This is a genomic window from Pseudoalteromonas sp. UG3-2 (assembly GCF_037120705.1).
Lineage (GTDB): Bacteria > Pseudomonadota > Gammaproteobacteria > Enterobacterales > Alteromonadaceae > Pseudoalteromonas.
This window is the reverse complement of sequence record NZ_JAWLJU010000002.1, coordinates 1,189,291-1,214,468: the sequence shown is the minus strand read 5'-3', so window position 1 is coordinate 1,214,468 and position 25,178 is coordinate 1,189,291. Positions and strand designations below refer to the sequence as shown.

The 25,178-nt window shown below is 46.6% G+C and carries 23 protein-coding genes; 20 read left to right on the top strand and 3 right to left on the bottom strand.

Annotated elements, in window-relative coordinates:
• Positions 1 to 24: 24 nt before the first annotated feature.
• The 13 genes from murJ (at position 25) to R3P39_RS08655 (ending at position 14,820) form a co-directional block, all read left to right on the top strand.
• Positions 25 to 1,587: a murein biosynthesis integral membrane protein MurJ gene (murJ, locus tag R3P39_RS08715; RefSeq protein WP_336566953.1), complete on the top strand. Its 1,563-nt coding sequence runs from the start codon at positions 25 to 27 to the stop codon at positions 1,585 to 1,587.
• A gap of 68 nt (positions 1,588 to 1,655) precedes the next feature.
• Positions 1,656 to 2,582, top strand: coding sequence for a bifunctional riboflavin kinase/FAD synthetase (ribF, locus tag R3P39_RS08710; protein ID WP_336566952.1), 927 nt, complete (start codon positions 1,656 to 1,658; stop codon positions 2,580 to 2,582).
• Positions 2,583 to 2,603: 21 nt separating this feature from the next.
• A complete protein-coding gene (ileS, locus tag R3P39_RS08705) occupies positions 2,604 to 5,432 on the top strand; it encodes an isoleucine--tRNA ligase (RefSeq protein WP_336566951.1) in 2,829 nt (942 codons plus the stop codon).
• A 9-nt stretch (positions 5,433 to 5,441) separates the two neighbouring features.
• Complete coding sequence (gene lspA, locus R3P39_RS08700; RefSeq protein WP_336566949.1) at positions 5,442 to 5,945, top strand: signal peptidase II; 504 nt, start codon at positions 5,442 to 5,444, stop codon at positions 5,943 to 5,945.
• Positions 5,942 to 6,382: an FKBP-type peptidyl-prolyl cis-trans isomerase gene (gene fkpB, locus R3P39_RS08695; protein WP_336566948.1), complete on the top strand. Its 441-nt coding sequence runs from the start codon at positions 5,942 to 5,944 to the stop codon at positions 6,380 to 6,382. The genes lspA and fkpB overlap by 4 nt, the downstream gene beginning before the upstream one ends.
• Positions 6,382 to 7,311 (top strand): 4-hydroxy-3-methylbut-2-enyl diphosphate reductase, encoded by a 930-nt coding sequence (gene ispH / locus R3P39_RS08690; RefSeq protein ID WP_336566946.1) that lies wholly within the window; start codon positions 6,382 to 6,384, stop codon positions 7,309 to 7,311. The genes fkpB and ispH overlap by 1 nt, the downstream gene beginning before the upstream one ends.
• A 12-nt stretch (positions 7,312 to 7,323) precedes the next feature.
• Positions 7,324 to 8,334, top strand: coding sequence for a sensor histidine kinase (locus R3P39_RS08685; protein ID WP_336566944.1), 1,011 nt, complete (start codon positions 7,324 to 7,326; stop codon positions 8,332 to 8,334).
• Entirely contained in the window at positions 8,331 to 9,017 is a 687-nt protein-coding gene (locus tag R3P39_RS08680; protein ID WP_336566943.1) for a LytR/AlgR family response regulator transcription factor, read from the top strand. Before R3P39_RS08685 ends, R3P39_RS08680 begins: the two co-directional genes overlap by 4 nt.
• 169 nt (positions 9,018 to 9,186) lie before the next feature.
• Complete coding sequence (gene pilV, locus R3P39_RS08675; RefSeq protein ID WP_336566942.1) at positions 9,187 to 9,735, top strand: type IV pilus modification protein PilV; 549 nt, start codon at positions 9,187 to 9,189, stop codon at positions 9,733 to 9,735.
• On the top strand, positions 9,732 to 10,745 hold the full coding sequence (locus R3P39_RS08670; RefSeq protein ID WP_336566941.1) for a PilW family protein: 1,014 nt from the start codon (positions 9,732 to 9,734) through the stop codon (positions 10,743 to 10,745). Before pilV ends, R3P39_RS08670 begins: the two co-directional genes overlap by 4 nt.
• Positions 10,733 to 11,203 (top strand): pilus assembly PilX family protein, encoded by a 471-nt coding sequence (locus R3P39_RS08665; protein ID WP_336566940.1) that lies wholly within the window; start codon positions 10,733 to 10,735, stop codon positions 11,201 to 11,203. Before R3P39_RS08670 ends, R3P39_RS08665 begins: the two co-directional genes overlap by 13 nt.
• A 1-nt stretch (position 11,204) precedes the next feature.
• Positions 11,205 to 14,384: a pilus assembly protein gene (locus R3P39_RS08660; RefSeq protein ID WP_336566939.1), complete on the top strand. Its 3,180-nt coding sequence runs from the start codon at positions 11,205 to 11,207 to the stop codon at positions 14,382 to 14,384.
• A gap of 13 nt (positions 14,385 to 14,397) precedes the next feature.
• Entirely contained in the window at positions 14,398 to 14,820 is a 423-nt protein-coding gene (locus R3P39_RS08655; RefSeq protein ID WP_336566938.1) for a type IV pilin protein, read from the top strand.
• Positions 14,821 to 14,854: 34 nt separating this feature from the next.
• Here R3P39_RS08655 and R3P39_RS08650 read toward each other — a convergent pair whose 3' ends face one another.
• Both R3P39_RS08650 and R3P39_RS08645 read right to left on the bottom strand, forming a co-directional pair.
• Positions 14,855 to 15,358 (bottom strand): GspH/FimT family pseudopilin, encoded by a 504-nt coding sequence (locus R3P39_RS08650; RefSeq protein WP_336566936.1) that lies wholly within the window; start codon positions 15,356 to 15,358, stop codon positions 14,855 to 14,857.
• A 75-nt stretch (positions 15,359 to 15,433) separates the two neighbouring features.
• Entirely contained in the window at positions 15,434 to 15,973 is a 540-nt protein-coding gene (locus R3P39_RS08645; protein ID WP_336566935.1) for a pilus assembly FimT family protein, read from the bottom strand.
• Positions 15,974 to 16,109: 136 nt separating this feature from the next.
• Here R3P39_RS08645 and glnB point away from each other — a divergent pair, with 136 nt between their 5' ends.
• Positions 16,110 to 16,448, top strand: coding sequence for a nitrogen regulatory protein P-II (gene glnB / locus R3P39_RS08640; protein WP_336566933.1), 339 nt, complete (start codon positions 16,110 to 16,112; stop codon positions 16,446 to 16,448).
• Positions 16,449 to 16,491: 43 nt separating this feature from the next.
• On the opposite strand, the gene R3P39_RS08635 is transcribed toward glnB, so the two are convergent.
• Positions 16,492 to 17,250 (bottom strand): outer membrane protein assembly factor BamD, encoded by a 759-nt coding sequence (locus tag R3P39_RS08635; protein ID WP_336566931.1) that lies wholly within the window; start codon positions 17,248 to 17,250, stop codon positions 16,492 to 16,494.
• A gap of 123 nt (positions 17,251 to 17,373) precedes the next feature.
• Here R3P39_RS08635 and rluD point away from each other — a divergent pair, with 123 nt between their 5' ends.
• The 6 genes from rluD (at position 17,374) to R3P39_RS08605 (ending at position 25,173) form a co-directional block, all read left to right on the top strand.
• Positions 17,374 to 18,351: a 23S rRNA pseudouridine(1911/1915/1917) synthase RluD gene (rluD, locus tag R3P39_RS08630; protein ID WP_336566929.1), complete on the top strand. Its 978-nt coding sequence runs from the start codon at positions 17,374 to 17,376 to the stop codon at positions 18,349 to 18,351.
• A 1-nt stretch (position 18,352) separates the two neighbouring features.
• Positions 18,353 to 19,066, top strand: coding sequence for a peptidoglycan editing factor PgeF (pgeF, locus tag R3P39_RS08625; RefSeq protein ID WP_336566928.1), 714 nt, complete (start codon positions 18,353 to 18,355; stop codon positions 19,064 to 19,066).
• A gap of 87 nt (positions 19,067 to 19,153) precedes the next feature.
• The gene (gene clpB / locus R3P39_RS08620) at positions 19,154 to 21,733 is read left to right on the top strand and encodes an ATP-dependent chaperone ClpB (RefSeq protein ID WP_336566927.1); all 2,580 of its coding nucleotides are present in this window, start codon (positions 19,154 to 19,156) and stop codon (positions 21,731 to 21,733) included.
• A 143-nt stretch (positions 21,734 to 21,876) separates the two neighbouring features.
• Positions 21,877 to 22,812 (top strand): NADP-dependent oxidoreductase, encoded by a 936-nt coding sequence (locus R3P39_RS08615; protein WP_336566926.1) that lies wholly within the window; start codon positions 21,877 to 21,879, stop codon positions 22,810 to 22,812.
• 58 nt (positions 22,813 to 22,870) lie between these two features.
• Entirely contained in the window at positions 22,871 to 24,448 is a 1,578-nt protein-coding gene (gene gshA, locus R3P39_RS08610) for a glutamate--cysteine ligase (RefSeq protein WP_336566925.1), read from the top strand.
• A gap of 116 nt (positions 24,449 to 24,564) precedes the next feature.
• Entirely contained in the window at positions 24,565 to 25,173 is a 609-nt protein-coding gene (locus R3P39_RS08605; protein ID WP_336566924.1) for a transglycosylase SLT domain-containing protein, read from the top strand.
• The last annotated feature ends 5 nt before the right edge of the window (positions 25,174 to 25,178 follow it).

The following is a 25,178-nucleotide window of genomic DNA, read 5'->3' as shown; positions in this document are numbered from 1 at the left end:
AATTCACAGAATTAAGGAGTTAAGGTGGCAAAAGGGTTATTTAAATCAGGCATGATTGTCAGTGCCATGACCATGATATCGCGTATTTTGGGACTGGTTCGCGATGCCGTGGTGGCCAATTTACTCGGTGCAGGGCTCGCCGCGGACGTTTTTTTGTTTGCCAACCGCATTCCTAACTTTTTACGTCGACTATTCGCCGAAGGGGCGTTTGCCCAAGCCTTCGTGCCAGTGCTGTCTGAAATAAAAGAGCAACACGGTGACGATAAGGTGCGTATTTTTGTGGCTCAAGCGGCAGGTACGCTAGGAACCATTTTACTGCTAGTGACCTTGCTTGGGGTCATTGGCTCACCAGTGATTGCAGCACTGTTTGGCACCAGCTGGTTTATTGATTGGTGGCAAGGTGGCGGGGATGCTGAAAAGTTTGTTTTAGCCAGCGCACTATTGAAATTAACCTTTCCCTATTTATTTTTTATTTCTTTGGTTGCGCTCAGTGGCGCTGTACTCAATGTTTACAACCGCTTTGCAGCCGCAGCGTTTACTCCTGTGTTGCTGAACGTGGCCATTATCTCTTGCGCTATTTTACTGCACGATACCTTTAGCGAGGGGGCCTATGCGTTGGCGCTGGGCGTATTTATCGGTGGCGTGGTGCAGTTACTGTTTCAGTTGCCTTTCTTATTGCGGCTTAAGGTTCTAAGCCGGCCCAAGTTTGCATGGCATAGCCCGGAAATTAGCAAAGTAAGAAAACTGATGATCCCCGCCATGTTTGGGGTGTCGGTAAGTCAAATTAACCTGCTGCTTGATACGGTGATTGCTTCTTTTTTAGTTACCGGCTCCATTGCTTGGTTGTATTACTCAGACCGCTTAATTGAATTTCCATTAGGCTTGTTTGGTATCGGTATTGCTACGGTGATTTTACCGGCACTGTCTAAGTTGCACGCAGGGCAAAAGCTGCAGGACTTTCAAAAAACGCTAGACTGGGGAGTGAGGTTCGTTATTTTTCTTGGTTTGCCGGCCATGCTGGGTCTAATGGTGATTAGCCCACTGATTATTGCGGTGCTGTTCGGCCACGGTGAGTTTGTGTCACAAAATGCAGATAACATAGACAAGGTGAGCATGGGAGTTGCAGCATACTCCGTCGGCTTATTGAGCTTTATGTTGATTAAGGTGTTGGCGCCGGGGTTTTATGCTCGTCAAGACACCAAAACCCCAGTAAGAATTGGAATTATCACCATGGTTTTAAACATGGTGTTTAATTTGATTTTAGCGCCATTTATTGGCTATTTGGGGTTAGCACTGGCCACCTCGCTGTCGGCTTCGTGCAATGCTTGGCTATTATACCGCAGGTTATCACAGCAACAGGTTTATCAGTTCAGCGCCTTTTCATTACAGTTTACCTTTAAATGTCTTTTTGCTGCTCTGTGCATGGCCACTGGAGTGTATTATCTCAGCATTCAGTTCGCTTGGCTTAGCTGGAGCTTAGTGGATCAAATTACACTGCTTAGCGGCCTAATGGCGGTGGCAATGGTGAGCTACTTTGGTTTACTTTACTGCTTGGGTATTAGATTACACACAATCAAAGAGGCTTGATTCGCATTTTCAACTAACTTGGGTATAATCGGGCTCTTTGATATTTGCTGCACAAAGGCACGAGCACTATGCAACTAATCCGAGGGATCCATAATATTCGACCGCATCATTTCGGTTGCGTGTTGACGATTGGAAACTTTGACGGAGTTCATCTTGGACATGTAGAGGTTTTGAAGGGGCTCATAAGCGACGCAAAGCACTACCAATTGCCGAGTACGGTGATGTTGTTTGAGCCACAGCCGCTTGAGTTTTTTGCCAAAGACCGAGCACCTGCCAGGTTAACGCGACTGCGCGATAAACTGGTGTTATTAAAAGAGCTTGGAATTGAGCGGGTTATTTGCGTTAACTTTAACCGTAAATTTGCCGCGCAAGATGCAGAGCAATTTATAAAACAGGTGTTAGTTGCTAAGCTTGGCACTAAGGCATTGACCGTCGGCGACGATTTTCGTTTCGGCCGTGAGCGCGCCGGGGACTTTGCCATGCTAAAGCGAGTGGGCGAGCCCTTGGGTATGAAAGTGAAAGATACGGCCAGTTTTCGCAAGCAAGATTGCCGTGTCAGTAGCACATTAGTACGCCAAGCCTTAGCGGTTGGCGACTTGAACCAAGCTCACGAAATGCTAGGTCATACTTATGCTATATCAGGCCGTGTCATTCATGGTTGGAAAAAAGGCAGAGAGCTGGGTTTTCGCACGGCCAATATCGCCCTTAAACGGCAGGTTAGTCCGGTTAAAGGGGTGTATGCAGTGAAAGCGACCGTGAAGCAACAGAGTTATTACGGTGTTGCCAATGTAGGTAACAAACCGACGTTAAATGGGACTAAAGCTTTATTAGAAGTTCACCTGTTTAACTTTAGTGAGACCATTTATGGTCAATTTATGAAAGTGGAGCTCATAGAAAAGCTTCGCGATGAACAAAAATTCGAAACACTGTCTCAGCTTACAGAGCAAATCAGCCGCGATGTTAGCGCAGCTAAACAGTGTTTTTCTTTAACGTAGCCGATACGGAAAGTAGGATAAATGAGCGACTACAAACATACTTTAAATCTTCCGGAAACCGAGTTTCCGATGCGTGGTAATTTGGCGCAACGCGAACCAAAGATGCTAAAAAAATGGTATGAAGCTGATCTTTATGGTCAGATCCGCACAGCGAAACAAGGTAAAAAGCCATTTATTTTGCATGACGGTCCTCCGTATGCAAATGGTAATATTCACCTTGGTCACTCAGTAAATAAAATCCTCAAAGACATTATTATTAAATCTAAAACCCTTGCCGATTTTGATGCACCTTACGTGCCTGGCTGGGACTGTCATGGTTTGCCTATTGAACTGCAAGTAGAAAAGAAAGTCGGTAAGCCTGGCAAAAAAGTATCGGTTGCTGAGTTCCGTGAAAAGTGCCGTGAATACGCGAAAAAGCAAGTTGAAGGGCAAAAAACAGACTTTAAACGTTTAGGTGTGTTAGGCGATTGGGACAAGCCGTATTTGACCATGAACTTTGACTTTGAAGCCAATGCCATTCGTGTATTAGGCCGCATCATCAAAAATGGTCACCTGCACAAAGGCGCTAAGCCGGTGCATTGGTGTACAGATTGCGGATCAGCCTTGGCAGAAGCCGAAGTAGAATACCAAGATAAACAGTCACCTGCTATCGATGTTAAGTTTACCTTTGTTGATCAAGCCGCGGTAATCGCTGCTTTTGATTTGGCAGCAGGGCATGAAGGCAAAGGCCAAGTAAGCACAGCAATTTGGACCACCACACCGTGGACTCTGCCTGCTAACCGCGCGGTTGCCGTGCATGGTGGCCTTGAGTACGCCTTGGTACAAATTGAAGACGAAGGCCAAGAGCAGCGCTTAGTGCTGGGCTCAGAGCTGGTAAACGACGCAGTTGACCGCTTTGGCTTTAAGCATTACCACGTGCTGGGTTATGTCAAAGGTGAAGCACTCGAAAACCTCCGTGTGGGTCACCCATTCTATGATTTTGATGTCCCCGTTATTCTTGGTGAGCATGTCACCACTGATTCAGGTACCGGTATCGTACATACCGCTCCAGGACACGGTCAGGAAGACTTCAGTGCCGGTCTAGATTATGGCCTTGAAGTGGCAAACCCAGTAGGGGCTAATGGCGTTTACTTACCTGACACACCGCTGTTTGCAGGCCAGCACGTATTTAAAGCCAACGATAATGTTATCGAGGTACTGACTGAGAAGGGCGCCTTGCTACGTCATAAAGCGCTAACGCACAGTTACCCTCATTGTTGGCGCCATAAAACACCGATTATCTTCCGTGCCACACCACAGTGGTTCGTTAGCATGGATCAAGCGAATCTGCGTGCCGATTCACTGAACGAAATTAAAAAGACACAATGGCTACCTGAGTGGGGCGAAAGCCGTATTGCCAACATGGTTGAAGGTCGTCCTGACTGGTGTATTTCACGTCAACGTACTTGGGGTGTGCCAATTGCTTTATTTGTTGACAAAGACACCGGTAATTTACACCCAGATACCGAGTCTTTGATTGAAGCCGTCGCCAAGTTGGTGGAAGAAAAAGGCATTCAAGCTTGGTATGACCTCGAGCCAAGTACTTTGCTAAGCGAAGCTGATGCTGAGCAATACATTAAAGTACAAGATACCCTTGATGTTTGGTTTGATTCTGGTGTTACCCACGCCTGTGTTGTGGATGCTCGCGAAGAACTGAGCGGGCCGGCGGACCTTTACTTGGAAGGCTCTGACCAACACCGTGGTTGGTTTATGTCATCGATGATGACGTCGGTGGCGATTAATGGCCATGCACCTTACAAACAAGTCCTTACCCATGGCTTCACTGTGGATGAAAATGGCCGCAAGATGTCAAAATCACTGGGTAATGTGATCTCGCCGCAAGACGTGATGAATAAGCTGGGCGCTGATATCCTGCGCTTATGGGTGGCTTCAAGTGATTACAGCGCTGAAATGACGGTGTCGGATGAAATCTTCAAGCGCTCTGCAGACCGCTACCGCCGTATTCGTAATACCAGCCGCTACTTGTTGGCGAACTTAAGTGGTTTTGATCCGAAAACCGATCTGGTTGCTATTGAAGACATGGTTGAGTTGGATCGCTGGATCGTTTCCCGTGCTGCGCAATTACAAACAGAAATCACCGCAGCTTACGACAAGTATCAGATGTTACAAGTGACACAAAAGCTGATGAACTTCTGTACTGGTGAGCTGGGCTCTTTCTACTTAGATGTGATCAAAGATCGCCAATACACTGCGAAAAGTGACAGTCATGCCCGCCGTTCATGTCAGTCTGCCTTGTACCATATTGCAGAAGCCATGACTCGTTGGATGGCACCGATCATGAGCTTCACAGCCCAAGAGATTTGGCAAGTACTACCAGGTGAACGTGGCGACTTTGTGTTTGCTGATACTTGGTACGATGCCATTGAGGGGGCGACTACCGGTTCATTAGACAATGACTACTGGCAAAACCTGCTTGCTGTGCGTGACGAAGTTAACCGCGTATTAGAAAATGCTCGTAAAGAAGAGGTGATTGGTGCCACTTTGCAAGCAGAAGTAACCCTATACACAGGCAGCGACTTAGCTGAGCAGCTCAATGCGATCGGTGAAGAATTGCGTTTCGTATTACTGACTTCAAAAGCAAAGGTTGAAGTGGTAGACAGTCAGCCTGACGGCACTGTGGCTTCGGAGGTTGAAGGACTGTTCATCCAGGTTGCAGCGACTGACGCACAAAAGTGTGAGCGTTGTTGGCATTATTGTGATGATGTTGGTCAGCATGAACAGCATCAAGACATTTGTGGCCGCTGTATTAGTAACGTTGAAGGCGAAGGCGAGCAGCGCCAATTTGCCTAGGAGTAAAACGTGACACAAACGACACGCAAAAGTGGTCTAGTGTGGTTGTGGTTAAGTCTACTGCTGTTTGCAGTAGACTACCTGACAAAAGCACTAGTGATGGCTGAGATGAAGCTGTATGAGTCTATCGACATCCTGCCAATTTTTAACCTAACCTACATGCATAACTATGGTGCGGCGTTCAGTTTTTTAAGTGATGCCGGTGGTTGGCAACGTTACTTTCTAAGTGCCATTGCCATCGTTATTAGCACCCTTTTAGTATTTTGGTTACGCAAACTGCCTGCTTCAAACTGGAAGCTCGGCATGGCTTACGCGATGGTATTAGGTGGTGCGGTAGGCAATTTGTATGACAGGATCATCCATGGTTACGTCATCGACTTTTTGCATTTTTACTACCAAGATTGGCATTATCCAGCCTTTAACATAGCAGACATGGCGATTGTAGGCGGTGCTGCACTACTAATTTTCGATGCATTTACCAGTGGTGATCAGCCACAGGAGAAAAATTCGTGAGTGAACAAGTTATTGGAGCAAAATCGGAAGTATTGTTCCACTTTTCTATCAAATTGGAAGATGGCTCGGCTGCTGACTCAACTAAAGTCCACAATAAACCAGCAAAGTTATTTATGGGCGATGGTAGCCTCACAGAGAACTTTGAAAAGTGTTTATTAGGGCTGCAGGCCGGTGACGAAAAGTCATTTGAGCTGGCGCCAGAAGATGCCTTTGGGCAGCCTAACCCAGATAATATTTATTACGTCGATAGAAGCAAATTTGGCGCCGACACCCCAGCTGAGGTTGGCACCATTATCGCTTTTACTCAACCGGATGGTACGGAGCTGCCTGGTTTGGTGAGAGAGGTTGCTGGTGACTCTGTGACCATTGATTTTAATCACCCTTTAGCAGGGCAAAGAGTGACATTTGAAGTGGAAATCCTTGAGGTGAAAAACTAATGGAGATTTTGCTGGCCAATCCAAGAGGCTTTTGTGCTGGGGTCGACCGTGCGATTAGTATTGTCGAACGCGCACTGGATATTTTCACTGCACCTATTTACGTACGTCACGAAGTGGTACATAACAAATACGTTGTGGATGGCCTGAAATCACGTGGCGCAGTGTTTGTTGAAGAGCTCGATGAAGTGCCTGACGACAGCATTGTTATTTTTAGCGCCCATGGGGTTTCTCAACAAGTGCGTAATGAAGCCAAGCGTCGCGAGTTAAAAGTGTTCGATGCTACCTGCCCGTTGGTTACAAAAGTGCATATGGAAGTCACTCGCGCGAGCCGCAAAGGCATAGAGTGTGTTCTGATTGGTCATAATGGTCATCCGGAAGTTGAAGGTACCATGGGCCAGTATGATAACGCTGAAGGCGGGATCTACTTGGTAGAACAACCTGAGGACGTGGCTAAGCTGCAAGTAAAGAATCCTGATAACCTTTTTTATTGCAGTCAAACTACCTTGTCTGTGGATGACACCGCAGATGTTATCGATGCCTTACGTGCTAAGTTTCCTAACATCAGTGGCCCGCGTAAAGACGATATTTGCTACGCCACGCAAAACCGTCAAGATGCGGTACGCGACTTGGCCGATAAAGTCGACTTACTGCTGGTTGTGGGGGCAAAAAATAGCTCTAACTCAAACCGCTTGCGTGAACTGGCAGTGAAGATGGGAACTCAAGCTCATCTAATTGATGACGCCAGCTCAATTGACCAAAGCTGGTTCGACAAAGTCGCTAAAGTTGGCGTTACTGCCGGAGCATCGGCGCCAGAAGTCTTGGTGCAACAAGTTATTTCTCGCCTTAAAGATCTTGGTGGTCAAGAGGTGGTAGAAAACCCAGGCCAAGAAGAGAACGTCGTATTTGCCGTTCCAGTTGAGCTCAGGTAGTGAGCTGAGCCGATGGCAACGTCTATTCGGTTGTTATCTGCATTATTAAATGAGCGAGGTGTGCTAGCACTGCTGGTCACCTCGCAGCTTCTAGCCTTTATCTACACCCTCGCAGGCAATATGCCATTTTGGCAATCCCTCGGTCTCACCAGTTTATTTATTCATTTTACCGCGTTTTGTGCACTGGCCATATTGTCGCTGTTAAAGCGTTTCTGTGAACGTTTACCGGATTGGCAAGAAGCCATTTTAGTGATCAGTGTGTTTGTAAGCTGTAGCGCTATAACCAGCCTAGTGGTGCCTATTGTTTTTGCGTTGCTCGGCTTTATTGATGACAGCAGCTTTACTCTAGACGTGGGCCGCAATATGGCAATTTGTATTGCTGTGATAACCTTATTTGTGCATTTTTTAGCGATTTATAGAGATAACATTGGCAATGTCCAAGCGCTATCTGAGGCTGAGTTAATCGCTTTACAAGCACGGATCCGACCGCACTTTTTATATAACGCATTAAATATGGTGGCTGAGCTCTGCCACGTGGATAGCAAAGCGGCGGAGCAGGCCGCACTGAATTTGGCTGAATTATCAAAAGCTGCCATGGCCAACAAAGCTGCAGTCACACTCAACCATGAAATTGCACTGTGTCAATCTTATATAGAATTAGAAAAGTGGCGTTTTGCTGAGCGGTTACGGGTGACGTGGCAGGTGGAATCGGGGCTTGATGAACAACGTATTCCTAGTTTAATACTGCAACCTCTACTAGAAAATGCAGTGATCCATGGTGTCGAGCCGAGCCCTAACGGTGCCGATATCGAAGTAACGATAGCAATAAACGCGGCAATGCTGTGTATCAGCGTTAAAAATAGCTTTAATCCCGAGCTGCCGCTCGCCCACCAAGGTCATGGCATAGGCCTGGATAACATTCGTCGTAGGCTGCATTTACAGTATGGTCAGGCGGTTGACTTTACCGCGCAGCCACAACAAGATAGTTTTATTGTGCACTTTAAGATCCCGCTGTCATCATGACCATTAACTACCTTGTCGTCGACGATGAACCGTTAGCCAGAGCTCGTGTAAAGAGAATGATGTCTGAGCATCAGGGATTTTTATGTGTTGGCGAAGCAGGCAGTGCCGAGGAAGCCGAGGGGTTTCTTGAGCGCCATTCAGTAGCGCTTGTATTCATCGATATTTCAATGCCAGGGCAAGACGGCGTGAGCTTTGCTCAGCAGTTACGACAATATTTCCCGCGAATGAAGCTGGTGTTTCTCACCGCTCATCCTGAGTTTGCTTTACAAGCTTTCGAACTGCACGCCAACGGCTACTTGGTCAAACCCTTGGCGGCAGATAAGCTCGCGACATTACTCACTACCATTTTTCCAACTAGCGAACTTATTCGTTATCAGGTGGGCACTGAGCTGCGCCAGTTACAACTAGATTCGGTTGTGGTGGCGCAAGCCGATGGCAAATACAGTAAGCTTACCTTAGCGTGTGGCAAACAGGTGTTAGTGGATCACTCGTTGAAAAACTTACTGAAAAAGTACCCTAACTACTTTGTCCAAGTGCATCGCAGTACCTTAGTTAAGCGTAAGGCCATTCAAGCGTTGAATGCAAAAGGGCAGCAGCACTATGTGAAATTAGCAGACATGGCTGAGCCAATCGAGGTGAGCCGCAGAGCATTTAAAGAGCTTAAGCAAGTCTTGTCGTACTGACCGTGTCCTACCGACCGTGTCCTACCGACCGTGTCCTACCGACCGTATCCTACTGACCGTGTCCTACTGACCGCTTATTCCGTTATTCGACCTTTCATACCCGGCAATCTTGTATCTGCTGCAACACGCAGTAGACTTATAATTAGACAATAGTAAGTAAGAGTAAGCAATGCGGAATACCTGCAAAGACAATGGCTTCACGCTCTTAGAAGTGCTGATTGCCTTTATGATCTTAAGCTTTGGCTTGCTGGGGGCCGTGGCATTACAGGCCAAAGCCAAGCAAGCGAGTTTTGACTCATTGCAGCGTGCTGCTGCGGTGGAGTTGGCCAGTGATATTTTACACCGAATGCGTAATAACGACGCCAATAATGTCGTCGATTTATATGACGTCGAATTCACCAGTGATGACACTGTGCCTGCCAAGGAGAAGTGCTATAGTGACTTTTGTAGTGCCGAAGAAGTTGCTCAAACTGACATCATTAATTGGCAACACGCCATTCGAGCTCGAGAAAGAAGCGGCTCGTTAGACAATGCCACCGTGTGTATTAATCCCACCACCAGCACCAATGGCGTTAATGTCGAAGTCATTGTCACTTGGCGAGGCCGACAAGAAATGACCGCAGCAGACGATAACCCTGCAGGCAGCTGTGGTGTCAATGATGATAGACGCAGGGCGGTGGTAATGGAAACTTTCTTGCTGTTGCGGGGGCAGCCATGAGAAAAGCACTTGGATTTACTTTATTAGAGCTGATGATTGCCATGTTCATTGGTATCTTGTTGCTTGGTGGGGTGATTGCCACTTATGTTGGTATGAAAGCCACCACCAACGACACCATGAGCATTGGCGAGCTACAAGAAAAGGGCCGCTTGGCGTTGTCGATTTTACGTCGCGATATTGAGCAGGTGGGGTTTTGGGGGACCTTCTATGACGAAGGCTTTACCGAAGATAATCAAATCGCACCTAATAACCCAGGCAATGACTGCGCAGGAAGCATCAACAATGGCAGCTTCCCCAATAATCAGCCGGCAGATTTTAGACCAATAACCGCGGTATTCACGCAAAATGGCAATGCCATGAACTGTGTCACTAATGCGGTGAATGACTCCGAGGTGTTACAGGTTAAATTTTTAGAGGGCGACCCGGTACCGATCACTGGTCTTAATCCTGACATGGGTGAAGTCAGTAATAATCAGTTTTATTTTATTGCCCAGCAAGAGCAAGCTCAGTTTGTTGCCGGTAATAATGTCGGTGTCATGCCCAGTGTTAATGCTACGTTATGGCCTTATAGTCACCATGTGTATTACTTAAGTGAAGAAACTCAGATGATCAATAACCGTTCTTTAACCATTCCCGTATTACGGCGCCAACGTTTAAGAGTCGGTGGCATGAGCGATGAGTTAGTGATTGAGGGAGTGGAAAGAATACGCTTTGTGTATGGCTTAGATACCGATTACGACGGTCGTATCGATCAATACAGAAATACTAACAGTATGTCACTGGGTGACTGGGGCAATACTCGGGGAATATTATCACTGCAGATGTTTGTCTTGGTGAGAGCGCTGGAGCCTGATCCCAGCTTTGGGGTGAAAAGTAGAACTTACATCTTAGGCAATGACAATGCCGCAGACACCGAGCGTACCTTTACCTTTACTGACAGCTTTCGCCGCACGGTATTTACCACCACAGTTTCGATGTACAACATGGGAGATTCATCATGGAGCATTTAAAACAGCGCGGTGTGGTACTGATAATGTCGATGGTGATGGTAGTAGCCATTATGGCCGTCGCCGTCACGCTCATGAGTAGCAGTACCTTAGACATCAAAATGACCCATGCGGTGATGGAGCGCGAAGAGGCAGAAAATTTGCTTTATGGTGAGGTGCAACGAATTATTCAACAACAGCAGCAGCTGGCGACCAATAGCGTGTTTTTATTACCCCGCGAGCAGATCCCTGAGGGGGGAGAGCCTGTGGCTGCAGACAACGGAGTAACGGCGGTAGTAAAGAACCTTAACAACGGCGAGCTGCAGCTTTATTGCCCAAGGCAGTTTGCGTACACCAGTGGGGTTGTTTGCAATATGACGGAGGTGACAGCCACCGTCAATTACGGTGATAAAGGCCGTCATAATGTCACTATCGTGATGGGTGTCGGACAAGAGTTAGTCAGTGCAACGGCGGGTAAATAAGATGAAAAAGTTATGGTTATTGTTGGCCTTAATCGCCATGGTTTCTCAGCCAACGTACGCTGAGGATATCGAACTGTATGTTAAGCATAATGTAACCACAGATGAGAAACCTAGAGTGATGATATTGTTTGACACCTCAGGCAGTATGCAATGGGATTCGCAAACTGGTAGGCAATGCTACGCACGAAACAGGCGTTACTACTATAGAGCTCAGTGTTTTAAATCAACATGGCGCAATAAGTGCTATCAATACGATGAAAATGGCATATTCCGGGAAGGAATTTGCTCTGATAGTCGTTTAACTGTGGCAAAAAACGCCATAAAAGGGTTGGTTAATAATAATGATGATATTTCATTTGGCCTCTCTAGGTTATATTCATCTTCTGGTGGCTACATATTAAATGGAATAGGCAGTAACAACAGTGAGATCAATAACAAAATAGATAACCTACCTGCTTCAGGTGCTACACCTTTATCAGAAACATTATGGGAACTGTACAATTATCTCAAAGGAGGAAAAGTAAAGTGGGGCACAAATGGTGGAAATGACAGAGATAAAAGTATAGAACAAGGCAATAGTTACATTTCTGGCTTTAAACGCGATCCAGGTGAGAAAGCTCGTTGTGATAGATCGATTAATTTAATCTTGATGACCGATGGTGACCCAACCAATGACACCGGATCAAACAGTGATATTGTGTCCGAATACAAAGACGTTTTTGGTACACAGCCTGACTATTTTGACCTTAATCAAGGCTCTGGAGTAACAAAGAATTACTTACCAGCACTTGCTGAGTTAATGTATGGCAATTCACGAAAAAAAGTTGACCTTTATGATGCAACGCCTGACGAAGAAGACTTTGCTCGAGTTTTCACCATAGGCTTTGGTAATGGTATGTCTAGTACAGGCAGAGAACTGTTAAAACTGACCGCTGAAGAAAAAGGAGGCGGTAAGTACTATCATGCTAATACAGCCAATGATCTGGCTGAAAAGCTTGAAATTGCAGTTACGACCATACGAGAAGAAAGCGCAAGTTTTACATCTCCTACCGTATCTGCTAATGCAGATGACCAGACACAAACGGGTGACAACCTTTATTACACTCAATTTAAACCCGAAACACACACTCGCTGGCTTGGCAACCTCAAAAAACTAAAACTCAAAGGAACTGAAATAGTTGGCCAAGAAAAAACTAAAGCGATAAACAATGACGGAGCGATAGATAAAAACATTACCACTTACTGGTCAGAGCCTGGCTCCAAAGATGGCAATAATATTGAAGAGGGTGGTGTGAATTACGCGCTAGAAGAGCAGTTGACTCGGAACGTCATTTCTGACTTTGATAGCGGCAGTTTACAAACCTTTTCATTCAGAAATGCTCGAAACGCCTATGGAAACAGAAAAAAACTAGCCAAAAAGATGGGCATGAATGGTGCGTCGAAAGCCGAGCTTAAAGAAGTAATCAACTGGGCACTGGGTATCGACGTTGATGATGAAGATGGTGATGGCTCCACTTCAGATAGACGCAAAGACATTTTTGCCGATCCGCTGCATTCAAAGCCAGTAACCATGGATTATGGTAACGGTGATGTGCGTATTTTAGTGGGAACCAATGCTGGCAGCCTACACATGTTTAAAGACGAAGGAAATCGGGTTACAGAAAGCTGGGCGTTTATTCCTGGCGACTTGCTAGACATTCTCAACGATGTCAAAACCCGTAAGGCTGAAACTAAGGTCTATGGCATGGATGGCCCAATCACCATTTACTTTAATGATGAAAATAAAGACAACAAAATTGACCAAGGTGAGCAAGTCTGGGCATTTGCTGGTATGCGCCGAGGTGGTAACAAGTACTATGGCTTTGATATTACCAACCCTGACTCACCAAAACTACTTTGGAATGGCCCAATTTCAGGAGACTCAGATAAGTTTAAAAACTTAGGTCAGACGTGGTCAAAACCAGTAGTAACCTTCTTAGAAAAATCGAAAGAGCGCCCTGTGGTTATTTTTGGTGCTGGCTACAACACCAACAAAGACAATGTCTCTCGCAGCGAAGATGGCAGTGTTGGAGTGGGCTTTTATGCTGTTGATATTCTGTCTGAAAATGCCAAGATCGTTTGGTCTCTGACCGGCGAAGAGTTTAAGGGTAAACACAGTATTGTGGCTTCGCCGACGCTGACTGATTCTGACTATGATGGCTTTACAGATAGAATTTACTTAGCCGACACCGGTGGCAGTATTTGGCGAGTAGATATCCCCGGACCTGATGAGAATAGCACTGAAGAGCCATGGACACACTTTGAGCTGGCACGTTTAGGCAGCAATCTTGCCAATCAAGATCGACGCTTTTTCTATCAGCCCACCGTGGCTCGCACTTTCTTTAGTAAGGTGACTGAAATCGAAGATCCGAATGATAAGCAATCAACGGTCAAAGTGCGCAAAGACACACCCTTTGATGCCATTGTGATTGGCAGTGGGAACCGTGCGAAACCCACTGACTCAAGCGTCAATGACTATCTCTTTATGCTACGTGACATTAACACCAAAACCCAGTCGTTTGTCAGTGATATTCCAGAGCCCATTTTAATCGGCGATTTGATGGAAATGAAAACGGATCCCTTTGGCAATGCCGCCAGCAGTTTGGAGAACTTTATCGAGCTTGAGGTGGAATTAGCGCAGTTTAAAGGTTGGAAATACCAGCTCTCCACAGGTGAAAAGTCACTTTCAGCCTCTACGGTGGTCGGCGGAGTGGCCTACTTTACCTCGTTTACCCCTGCGGATCAGACTACCCAGCAATGTACGCTTACTGGCGGTAAAGGACAGTTGTATGCCTTACACATGCATTATGGCACTGGCACTAAATATATAACTGCCCAAGATATCCCAGATACGCCGACCATTGTGGTCAGAAAAGGAGACGATGGCAAAACCAAAATTTATATTCCAGGACCAGGTATTGAAGTGGATGGTGATAGCAGCGGTGATGGTGCGCCTGCCGGTAATCCATTACTGCCAAAAGGCATTGCCGGTTCGATCCCTGTGGTCGACCCAGAAACAGGAAAAGTAAGGCTTTTTAGAGAATACGGTATTAGCATTAAGACCAGACAGTTATATATTTACAAACGAGAATTTAGTGATGAAAAAACAAAACCCGAAAAAGCTAAAAATAGTAATAAATAAGAGGACTTGATAAGTGAAAAACAAGATTAGCCAAGGATTCACATTAATCGAGGTGATGATAGTGGTGGTCATTATTGGCATTCTGGCTGCGGTTTCCTATCCAAACTACACCGAGTATGTAAAGCGTGGTGCCCGCGCTGATGCCATGACCATTTTGCTTGATGCTGCCAATAAGCAAGAGCAGTATTTCGTTGATAACCGTAGCTACGCTACTGACCTCAGTGACATTGGCGTGCCTGGCACATCGGAAAATGGCTACTTTACTATCTCGTTACAAGGGGTAACAACGGATACTTTTACCCTGGTAGCCACCGCTGCCAGCGGCCCAGTACGAGGCGACAGCGACTGTCCAGCGCTGACCATTGATGAGCTTGGAATAAGAGGGGTCAGTGGTGTCACGGATCAAGCACAAATTGATCGCTGCTGGGAGCGTTAATCCTTAGTGATTAGGTGGCAGAGCAAGTTGCCACCTAATCGCGGCACTTTTTGCTCGCTTTAATCTTACTTCTGCCAGTAATACTCACCGATAATCCCAGACCGGTTTTTTGTTTTGTACAATACACAAAAGTGCCATTGAGCAGTCCTGCTAAGCGACCAAATCGTGAGAAAGTAATACCATGACGCGGGTAGTTTAGCTCGTCATCATCAAGCGCTGCTTTGAATACGTGCAGCTTCGTATCGGCTCTATCCACTCTGCCTTTTGGCGGGTGGTCAATATAGACCGTTATCGCCTGGTGCCATTCTTTCCTACTACAGCGGTTTTTAACCAGTGGACAAACGGTGATAGGGGCTTGACTGGCAACGGCCTTAATGCGAGCGAAATTGAGCATGCGTTGCAGTACCTGAAGTTGCTGCTTGGGTTTGTTTTGGCTGAGCAGGTGTGTGAAGCTCGGTAGCGACAAATAACTGACAATGGCTAAGATGGCGACACAAATGAGTGCCTCAATAAGCGTAAAACCATGAACTCGATGCATATCCTTTGCCTCGAAATAAAGACGGTAGTTACAACTTAGTTGCCAAGGTGAAATCTTGCAAGTGAAGTAATGGCGTTAACCACAGTTGGTATCGGTGTCTCCACGGTACAGGGCCGTGCCTGCTTGAGAAATACTCAACTGCTGATTATTGTTGCCATCTCCTGGGCAATAGACAAACTCTCCTGCATTAGAGCCACTGAGAAGACCGCTGGAGTCAAATCGGAGTAGTTCAGTTCCACTGAAGCTTAGTTGATCATTATTATCGACCATTTCCATGGTGCGATGCAGGGTGTCTTCGCCGTCATTAAAGCTGCCGTTGTTGTTTCTGTCGACAAAGACACTAATACGGTTACTTGACCAGTCATTTTGGCAGTTAAAACTGTTTCGGGCGACAATGTCACTGGCGGGGGCTGGGCAAAGTATCACAATCTCATCGGCTGCAGTGGCTTTAATACGAGCAAAAGCCACGTTGCGTTGCAGCTCTTTTAAGAAAGATTCGGCCCGGTTACGCTCTAATAAATTGCCATCAAAGCTAAAGGCAATGGTCATCACGATGGCTAAGATGGCGACAGTAATCATCAATTCTAAAAGGTTAAAACCCGCTGCTCGTTTCATCACTGCCTCGTAACCAAAAGTAATAATTTATACTTAGCATTATTGCGTAAAAATGACCTAACTTTCAATGTCTTTGTTTGCCTTGCAAGGATTGATTGTCTAAAATCGACCCAACACCAAAGGAATCGAGATAGCCATGAAAAAAATAGAAGCAATAATTAAACCATTTAAGCTAGACGATGTTAGAGAAGCGCTTTCTGACGTTGGCATTACCGGCATGACTGTGTGTGAGGTTAAAGGGTTTGGTCGCCAAAAAGGCCACACTGAGTTATACCGTGGTGCAGAGTACATGGTTGATTTTTTGCCTAAGGTAAAGCTAGACATAGTGACCGCTGATGAAGACGTTGACAGAGCCATTGAGGTGATTGTCAAAACGGCACAAACCGGAAAAATTGGCGATGGTAAAATCTTTGTCACAGAAGTTGAGCGGGTGGTACGTATCCGTACTGGTGAAGAGGATGAAGAAGCCATTTAATCCATGGCTGGCAACTCCCACCGCGGTGGGAGTTGTAAAACACTTATCGTTTGTTAACCGCTTTGGCCTTTTTAACGTTATCGGCTAAATCAGGTAAACCCAATTTACGGTAGCTTTTTTCCATAATATCAAACGCTTTGGTTAGATAGCTGCTTTGCGAATAGTGCTCAACCACGTATTTACCACGGTTGGCTGCTGCTAAATAAGCTTCACGCTCGAAATAGTACTGCGCTACTTTTAACTCATAACGTGCCATTTTATTTAATAGCCACACAATGCGTTTTTTGGCTTCTTTTGCGTATGCGCTATCAGGATAGTTTTTCACTAGCGTGGTTAAGTCCTGAAAAGCAACACGGGTACGGTTGGCATCGCGATCGGCGCGATCAACACCAAAGTATTCCTGAAAAGCGTTTTCATCGGCTTTAATATTCACCAAACCGCGCATGTAGTACATGTAGTCTAAATCTTTGTGGTTAGGATTGAGGCGAATAAAACGGTCGATGGTTGCCAGCGCCTGATCCGTGTCACCGGTTTGATAGTAGGCATAAACCAAATCCATTTGCACTTGACGTGCGTATGGGCCAAATGGGTAACGGGCATTAATAGCGCTCAGCAACTCAATGGCTCTAGCGTAAAGCCCACTGTCTAAAGTACTTTTTGCGTCATGGTAGAGTGACTGCGCCGACTTGTTCGGTACACGTTCTATATCTTCTTGTTCTGGGGCAGATGAACAGGCGGCTAAAGCCAATACTGAAGCGCTTAACGCCAGCCTAAAGGCGTGTGTCCTTAAGTTTTTAATCATTTTATTTTACTACCTTTGTTTTCTTCGGCTAGGCCAACTCGGCAAAACCGAGTAAACTATGCATTTATACGATTCTAACCCAGTCGAGCACGGCTTGCACTGGTAAATTAGGTAAAGTTTTATATGTCAGAGCAAATTTCCCTCCAAGCGGAGGTACCAGTCGAACTCGGTGGTAAACGTCTAGACCAGATCTTGGCGCAATTGTTCCCCGATTTTTCTCGTTCTAGAATAAAAACTTGGATTTTAGAAGATAAAGTCACAGTTGACGGAGAAGTATACAACACGCCTCGTGAAAAGCTGTTGGGTGGCGAATCTGTTGCCATTGAAACGGTGATTGAAGCGGCGCGCGAATACGAAGCGCAAGATATTGCCTTAGATATCGTTTACGAAGACGATGATATTTTGGTGATTAATAAGCCCATGGGCTTAGTTGTGCACCCAGGTGCAGGCAACCCTGATGGCACAGTACTTAATGCACTGTTGCATCACCATCCAGACATCATCAATGTACCACGAGCTGGGATTGTACACCGTCTGGATAAAGACACTACCGGCTTAATGGTGGTGGCGAAAACCATCCAAGCACAAACGCATTTAGTTAAAAACCTACAAGCTCGAGAAAACTTCACTCGTGAATACGAAGCCTTGTGTAATGGCACCATGACCGCTGGTGGTATGGTTGAAAAAGCCATTGGCCGTCACGCCACCAAACGCACTCATATGGCAGTACATGAAATGGGTAAGCCGGCTATTACGCACTACCGTGTAGCAGAAAAATTCCGCGCTCATACGCGCTTGCGACTGCGTCTAGAAACCGGTAGAACACACCAAATTCGTGTTCACATGGCGTATTTGAATCATCCTTTGATTGGCGATCAGCTATACGGTGGCCGTCCAAGACCACCAAAAAATGCCACGCCGATGTTGTCACAACAACTGCGAGAGTTTAAACGTCAAGCATTGCATGCTATAAAACTAAGTATCGCTCATCCAATTACGGGTGAAATGATGACATGGGAAGCGCCAGTACCAGAGGACATGGTGCAGCTAGTGGCAGCGCTTCGTGAAGACACCAAAGAGAATCCGGACTTAACCTTATAATATGCAACTAGCAGACTGGCCGCTCACCCAAGTAGTGGGGACATTATCAACGACACGTCAAGGCGGCGTGTCGCAGCCCCCTTACGACAGCCTGAACTTGGCGTTTCACGTCGGTGATAATGCCGAGCATGTGGCAGAAAACCGCCGTATCCTGCACGGTTACGTCGCCAACCCCATTGTCTGGTTGGAGCAGGTTCACGGTGGCGAAGTGGTGGTGGTCGATGAGCAGTTTGAGGTTGCCCAAGTACATCAGGCCGATGCCTTGTACAGCCAGAGTCGACAGACCCCGTTAGCCATTATGACCGCCGACTGCCTGCCGATTTTATTGGCTTCTCGTTGCGGTACTGAAATTGCGGCCATTCATGGTGGTTGGAAACCCTTAGCAAAAGGGGTGATTGAAAACACCTTGGCGCAATTTAAGGCACAGCCTGACGACATTTATGCTTGGTTTGGTCCTGCCATAGGGCCTGCGGCATTTGAAGTCGGTCCAGAAGTGTTGGCGGCCTTTCCTGGCCTCGACAGTGCTTTTCAACGTCATCGCGATGGTAAACTGTTGGCCGACATTTTTGCCATTGCAGAGCTGCAACTGACCAAGCTTGGGGTCAATAAAATTTATGGTGAGCGGCAGTGTACTGTCAGTAATCCGAGCGAGTATTTTTCCTACCGCCGAGACCGTGTTACCGGGAGAATGGCGACTTTGATTTGGCGCAAATAAAGCCTTTGTTTTGCGCTCAGCGCGCTTGATATTCAGCCAAATAATACCCATAAATAAGTTAATCTAATTTTACATGGGTAAACGAACATGCGTTTAGACAGATTCACAAGCAAATTTCAGGCAGCGCTTTCTGATGCGCAGTCATTAGCGCTTGGGCGCGATCACCAGTTTATCGAACCGGTTCATCTAATGTACGCCTTGCTACAGCAAAGTGGTTCCAGCGTAAGAGCGCTATTGGCCCAAGCTGGAGTGAGTGCTGATGAGCTTAATACTAAGCTTTCTCAAGCCATTGAAAAGCTCTTTAAAGTGGAAGGGGTTGGCGGCGATGTCCAGTTGTCGAACAACCTAATTTCGTTAATTAACTTGTGCGACAAGTATGCACAAAAGCGCAAAGATAAATACATTTCCAGCGAGTTGTTTGTGTTCGCCGCGTGTGAAGACAAAGGACCGCTTGGGGAAATCTTTAAAGCACTGAATATCACCCAACAAAAGATAGAACAAGCTATCGAGGCCATTCGTGGCGGCCAGAAAGTCGACGATCCTAACGCCGAAGACACCAGACAAGCACTAGAGAAATTTACCGTAGATCTTACCGAGCGGGCAGAGCAAGGTAAGTTAGATCCGGTAATTGGTCGTGACGATGAAATTCGCCGCACCATTCAGGTGTTGCAACGCCGCACCAAAAACAACCCGGTACTGATTGGTGAACCGGGCGTGGGTAAAACCGCCATCGTTGAGGGCCTGGCGCAACGGATCATCAATGGCGAGGTGCCTGAAGGACTAAAAAGTAAGCGCGTACTATCGCTGGATATGGGCGCTTTGGTAGCGGGTGCTAAATACCGCGGTGAGTTCGAAGAGCGCTTAAAGTCGGTGCTGAATGAACTTGGCAAAGAAGAAGGCCAAGTTATTCTGTTTATCGATGAAATCCACACTATGGTCGGTGCCGGTAAAACCGACGGTGCCATGGATGCTGGTAATATGCTTAAGCCAGCGCTGGCTCGCGGCGAGCTGCACTGCGTGGGGGCCACTACGCTTGATGAATATCGTCAATACATTGAAAAAGATGCCGCCCTTGAGCGACGTTTTCAAAAAGTCTTTGTTGATGAGCCGTCAGTGGAAGACACCATTGCTATTTTGCGTGGCTTAAAAGAGCGTTATGAGTTGCACCACTCGGTGGACATCACCGATCCGGCCATTGTAGCAGCGGCGAATTTGTCGCACCGATACATTACCGACCGTCAACTGCCAGATAAAGCCATCGACTTAATTGATGAAGCGGGCTCTTCAATCCGTTTACAAATCGACTCTAAGCCGGAGCAATTAGACCGCCTTGAGCGTCGCATTATCCAGCTTAAGCTCGAAGATAATGCGCTTGCCAAAGAAAAGGATGAGGCCAGTCAAAAGCGCCGCACTGAAATGCAGGCGCTGATCAGTGACATGGAGTCGGAGTACCGTGAGCTGGATGAGGTGTGGAACGCCGAGAAAGCCTCCTTGCAAGGCACGCAAGTGATTAAAGCTGAGCTTGAGCAAGCTCGACTTGACCTAGAGGTGGCTCGTCGTGCCAGCGACTTACAACGCATGTCGGAGCTGCAATATGGCCGTATTCCCGATTTAGAGCGTCGTTTAGACCTGGCTTCACAAGCCGAGATGCAAGAAATGAGCTTGTTGAAAAATCAAGTGGGCGAAGATGAAATTGCCGAAATCTTGTCGCGCTGGACGGGGATCCCGGTGGCAAAAATGCTCCAAGGTGAACGTGAAAAACTCTTGCAAATGGAAGACGAGCTGCATCAAAAAGTCATTGGTCAAGATGAGGCGGTTAACGCAGTGGCTAACGCTATTCGCCGCTCGCGAGCCGGGCTTGCCGATCCTAATCGTCCTATTGGCTCGTTCTTATTCTTAGGGCCAACAGGGGTCGGTAAAACTGAGCTCACCAAGGCATTGGCCAACTTTATGTTCGATACCGAAGACGCCATGGTACGCATTGACATGTCGGAGTTTATGGAAAAACACTCGGTGGCGCGTTTAGTTGGCGCACCTCCAGGGTATGTGGGTTATGAAGAAGGGGGCTACCTGACCGAAGCGGTAAGAAGACGACCTTACTCTGTGATCTTATTGGATGAGGTGGAAAAAGCGCACCCTGATGTCTTCAATATCTTATTGCAAGTATTGGACGATGGCCGTTTAACCGATGGCCAAGGCCGCACCGTGGACTTTAAAAACGCGGTGGTGATCATGACCTCTAACCTTGGCTCGGATGTGATCCAAGAGCAGGCCGGCAGCAATGACTATGCGACGCTAAAATCACGAGTGATGGAAGTGCTGGCGAGCCAGTTTCGTCCTGAGTTTATTAACCGTATTGATGAAACCGTGGTATTCCACCCGTTAATTAATGAGCACATTAAAGAAATTGCCAATATTCAGCTTGAGCGTTTACGCCAACGCCTAACTGACAAAGGCTTTGAACTTACGCTCAGTGAAGCGGCGCTGGAAAAAATTGCCGCCAGTGGTTTTGACCCTGTGTATGGCGCACGGCCGCTAAAACGTGCGGTGCAGCAGTACATTGAAAACCCGCTAGCGCAAGACCTATTACAAGGTAAGTTTATCAGTGGTGATACCATCAAGGTGGACGTGTTAGACGATAAGATAGTGTTCAATAACGCCTCATAGTGGCATGGTGATGACATAAACACAAAGCGCCTGCAGCTTATTGGTTGCCGGCGCTTTTGTTTTACAACCGATGCAATTGCTTCAAAGCTACAATGCTTTGGAGTATGCTAATTTAATAACAAAACCCAATAAGGCAATTACTTATGGTAAAGATGGCAAACCGCTATGGCGTCAAAGAGTTTGGTGACGCCAGCCAACTTCATGCTCAGCAACAAGCGCTGCCCGATTTGGCACCAGAGCAGGTCATGATCCGCGTGATCAGCAGCAGCGTTAACCCAATCGACATTAAAACCCGACAGGGACTAGGCTATGTTGCAGCGCAAAAAGCACCAGGCGCCTTTTTACCACTCGGGTACGATGTTTATGGTGAAGTGATAGCCGTGGCGGAAGAAAGCTCGTCTTTCGCTGTGGGCGATGAGGTGATTGGCATGGTTGGCTTTGCACAGCACCCGGGGTGTTACGCCGATTATGTGATTGCTGATCACCATGAGTTGGTGAAAGTGGACACTCAGCAACAGCCCGATATAGCCGGTTTATGCCTTGCGGGATTGACGGCGAAACAAGCCTTAGACCGCTTTGAAGACAAGTCAAAACCGCTCTTTATTGTTGCACCCACAGGAGGGGTGGGGCACTTGGCAATTCAGTTAGCGCAATTACAGGGGCGTGAAGTAATAGCCGTGTCGCGCCGACCTGAGCATGAGCTACTCAACAGCTTAGGGGTTAAAGCCATTACCTACGAAAGCTTTTGGCAACAGCAACAACAGGGTGATTTGCTCGACTTAATTGGTGACAAAATTGCAATTCAGTGTTTATCGGCGCTGCAAACGGGTTCGCAGGTTATCACGATTCCCAGCAATACCAGTGCAGCCGTTTGCGAGCGCGCTGCGGCGCTTGGCATAGACTGTCAAGGGATGCTGGTACAAAGCAATCAAGACGACCTTAAATATTTGTATCACGCGTATCAAACTGGCAAAATCAAGGTTATGGTAAGTTATTACTTTGCATTGGATGAACTGCAAAGGGCGCATCAGTGTGTAGAAAGCGGTGCGCATTACGCGAAAGTAATCTTAAAGGCTTGAGTAATTCATCACAGACCCCATTGACTTGAGATTGGCCTTTAGGTTCGAGGAAGAATTTTTGAAACAAGTAGAGTTAAACACTAAGCTAGAACTGTTGTCGCAACAGCCCCACCAAGGCGCATTTAAGGGCATCAAACGTGGTATCGAACGTGAGGCATTACGCATTAAAGGCTCGGGTAAAATAGCCAAAACGGGTCATCCACAAAGAACCGGTCATGCCTTAACCAATGGTCACATTACTACCGACTTTTCTGAATCTTTGCTGGAGTTTATTACTCCGGTCAGTGAAGATCCGCAAGAAACGCTGGCACAGCTCACGGATCTGCAAAAATTTACCCTAGAAAGCATGGGCGATGAGCTACTTTGGCCTTTATCTATGCCCTGCTTTATTGAAGATGAAGAAGACATTGTTTTAGCGCAATTTGGCTCATCGAACATTGGTAAAATGAAAACCTTATATCGCGAAGGGCTGAAGAACCGTTACGGCAGTATGATGCAAGCCATCGCTGGGGTGCACTTTAATATTTCTTTCCCCGACAGCGTGTGGTCTAGTCTGCAACAATTAAGCGATGATACGCAGTCAAAGCAAGCGTTTATTTCACAGCAGTACCTTGGGCTTATCCGTAACTTTAAGCGCGAAATGTGGTTGGTAAGTTACCTGTTTGGGGCATCGCCTTCCTTGTGTCCGTCTTTTCTACAAGGCAAAAAAAGTGACTTGCCATTCAATACCTTAAGTAATGGCACACTGTACTTAGAGCATGGCACGGCACTGCGTTTAGGCGATTTAGGCTACACCAACAGCGCGCAAAGCTCATTGCGAGTAATGTATAACGACCTTGAGGAATACATTGCAGGGCTACGCAACGCCATTCGTACCCGTTCTGATCTCTATCATGAGATCCCAGATTACCACAGCGATACACCCAAGCAGCTTAATGGCAATATCCTGCAAATCGAAAATGAGTTTTACTCGCCAATTCGACCCAAGCGTAATGCTGAATCTGGTGAAACACCCACTCAAGCATTAGAACGTGGCGGTATTGAATACATTGAGATCCGTGCTTTAGATGTCAATCCATTTGAGCACACAGGCATTAGCCTAGAGCAAATCCATTTCTTGGATGTCTTTTTAACTTACTGTTTATTAAAGCCAAGCCCAGAATTGAGTTTTGCCGCTCAACACTTAGCCGGTGAGAACCTGCAAAAAGTGGTAAACCAAGGGCGAGATGCCGACCTCTGCCTAACCAAAGGCGACACTGAGGTGCAGCTACGCCAATGGGGCGAAGAAATCTTCACAGAGCTACTTAAAGTGGCGGAAATGCTAGATAAGAGCACCGAGCAACAAGTGTATGTGGCAACCATTGCTAAGCTCCATCGTGCTATCGCCAGCCCTGAGCTTACCTATTCTGGTCAGCTATTAGCACAACTTAAGGCGCGCACTCCAGAGCAGGGGAGTTTTGGCATTGAACTGGCTAATAATTACAAAAATTTACAGCAATCCATGTCGTATCACTATTATGATGAGGATAAGCTCACAGCCATGGCTGAGCGTTCTTTTGCTGATGAGAAGGCGGTTAGAGATGCAGATACATTGGACTTTACCGCATTTTTAGACGATTATTTTTCGCGGGCATAAAAAAGCGCAGCCAAGTGGCTGCGCAAATAAATTTCAGGGATGAAACAATGCTAAGCTGCTGCATTCATAAGTTCTGACCGGTGCAAATAACAAAAGTTCATTAGGTTTCGAAAAAAATGCAAAAAAAAATAATTTTATTAAGCCTGGTGGCTGTATTATCCGGTTGTGCGACGGCTCCACCTAAGCAACCTCATGATATTTGTAAGATTTTCCAAGAAAAAGAAGATTGGTACTACGATGCCCGTGATGCCCAAGAAAAATGGGGCTCACCTAAGCATGTGCTCATGAGCATGATGTACCAAGAAAGCTCATTTCGCCACGATGCTGCGCCACCGATGGAATACTTTTTATGGTTTATTCCCATTGGGCGGGTTAGCTCCGCTTATGGCTACTCGCAAGCCAAAACCCCAACTTGGTCAGACTACATTCGTGAAACCGGCAACTCTGGGGCCGATCGCGATGACTTTGAAGACGCCATCGACTTTATGGCGTGGTTTGTTTATAAAACCCACAAGGTCAATGGTGTATCAAAATGGGATGCCTATGCCCAATACCTCAATTATCACGAAGGTTGGGGCGGCTATCGCCGTGGCACTTATCGCAGTAAAAAGTGGTTAATGAAGGTGGCGAACAAGGTTAAACATCGGGCTTCCCGTTATGCTGTGCAACTGAAGCGTTGTGAAGATGACCTTGATAAGAGTTGGTTTGAGCGGTTGTTTTCTTAAAGGCA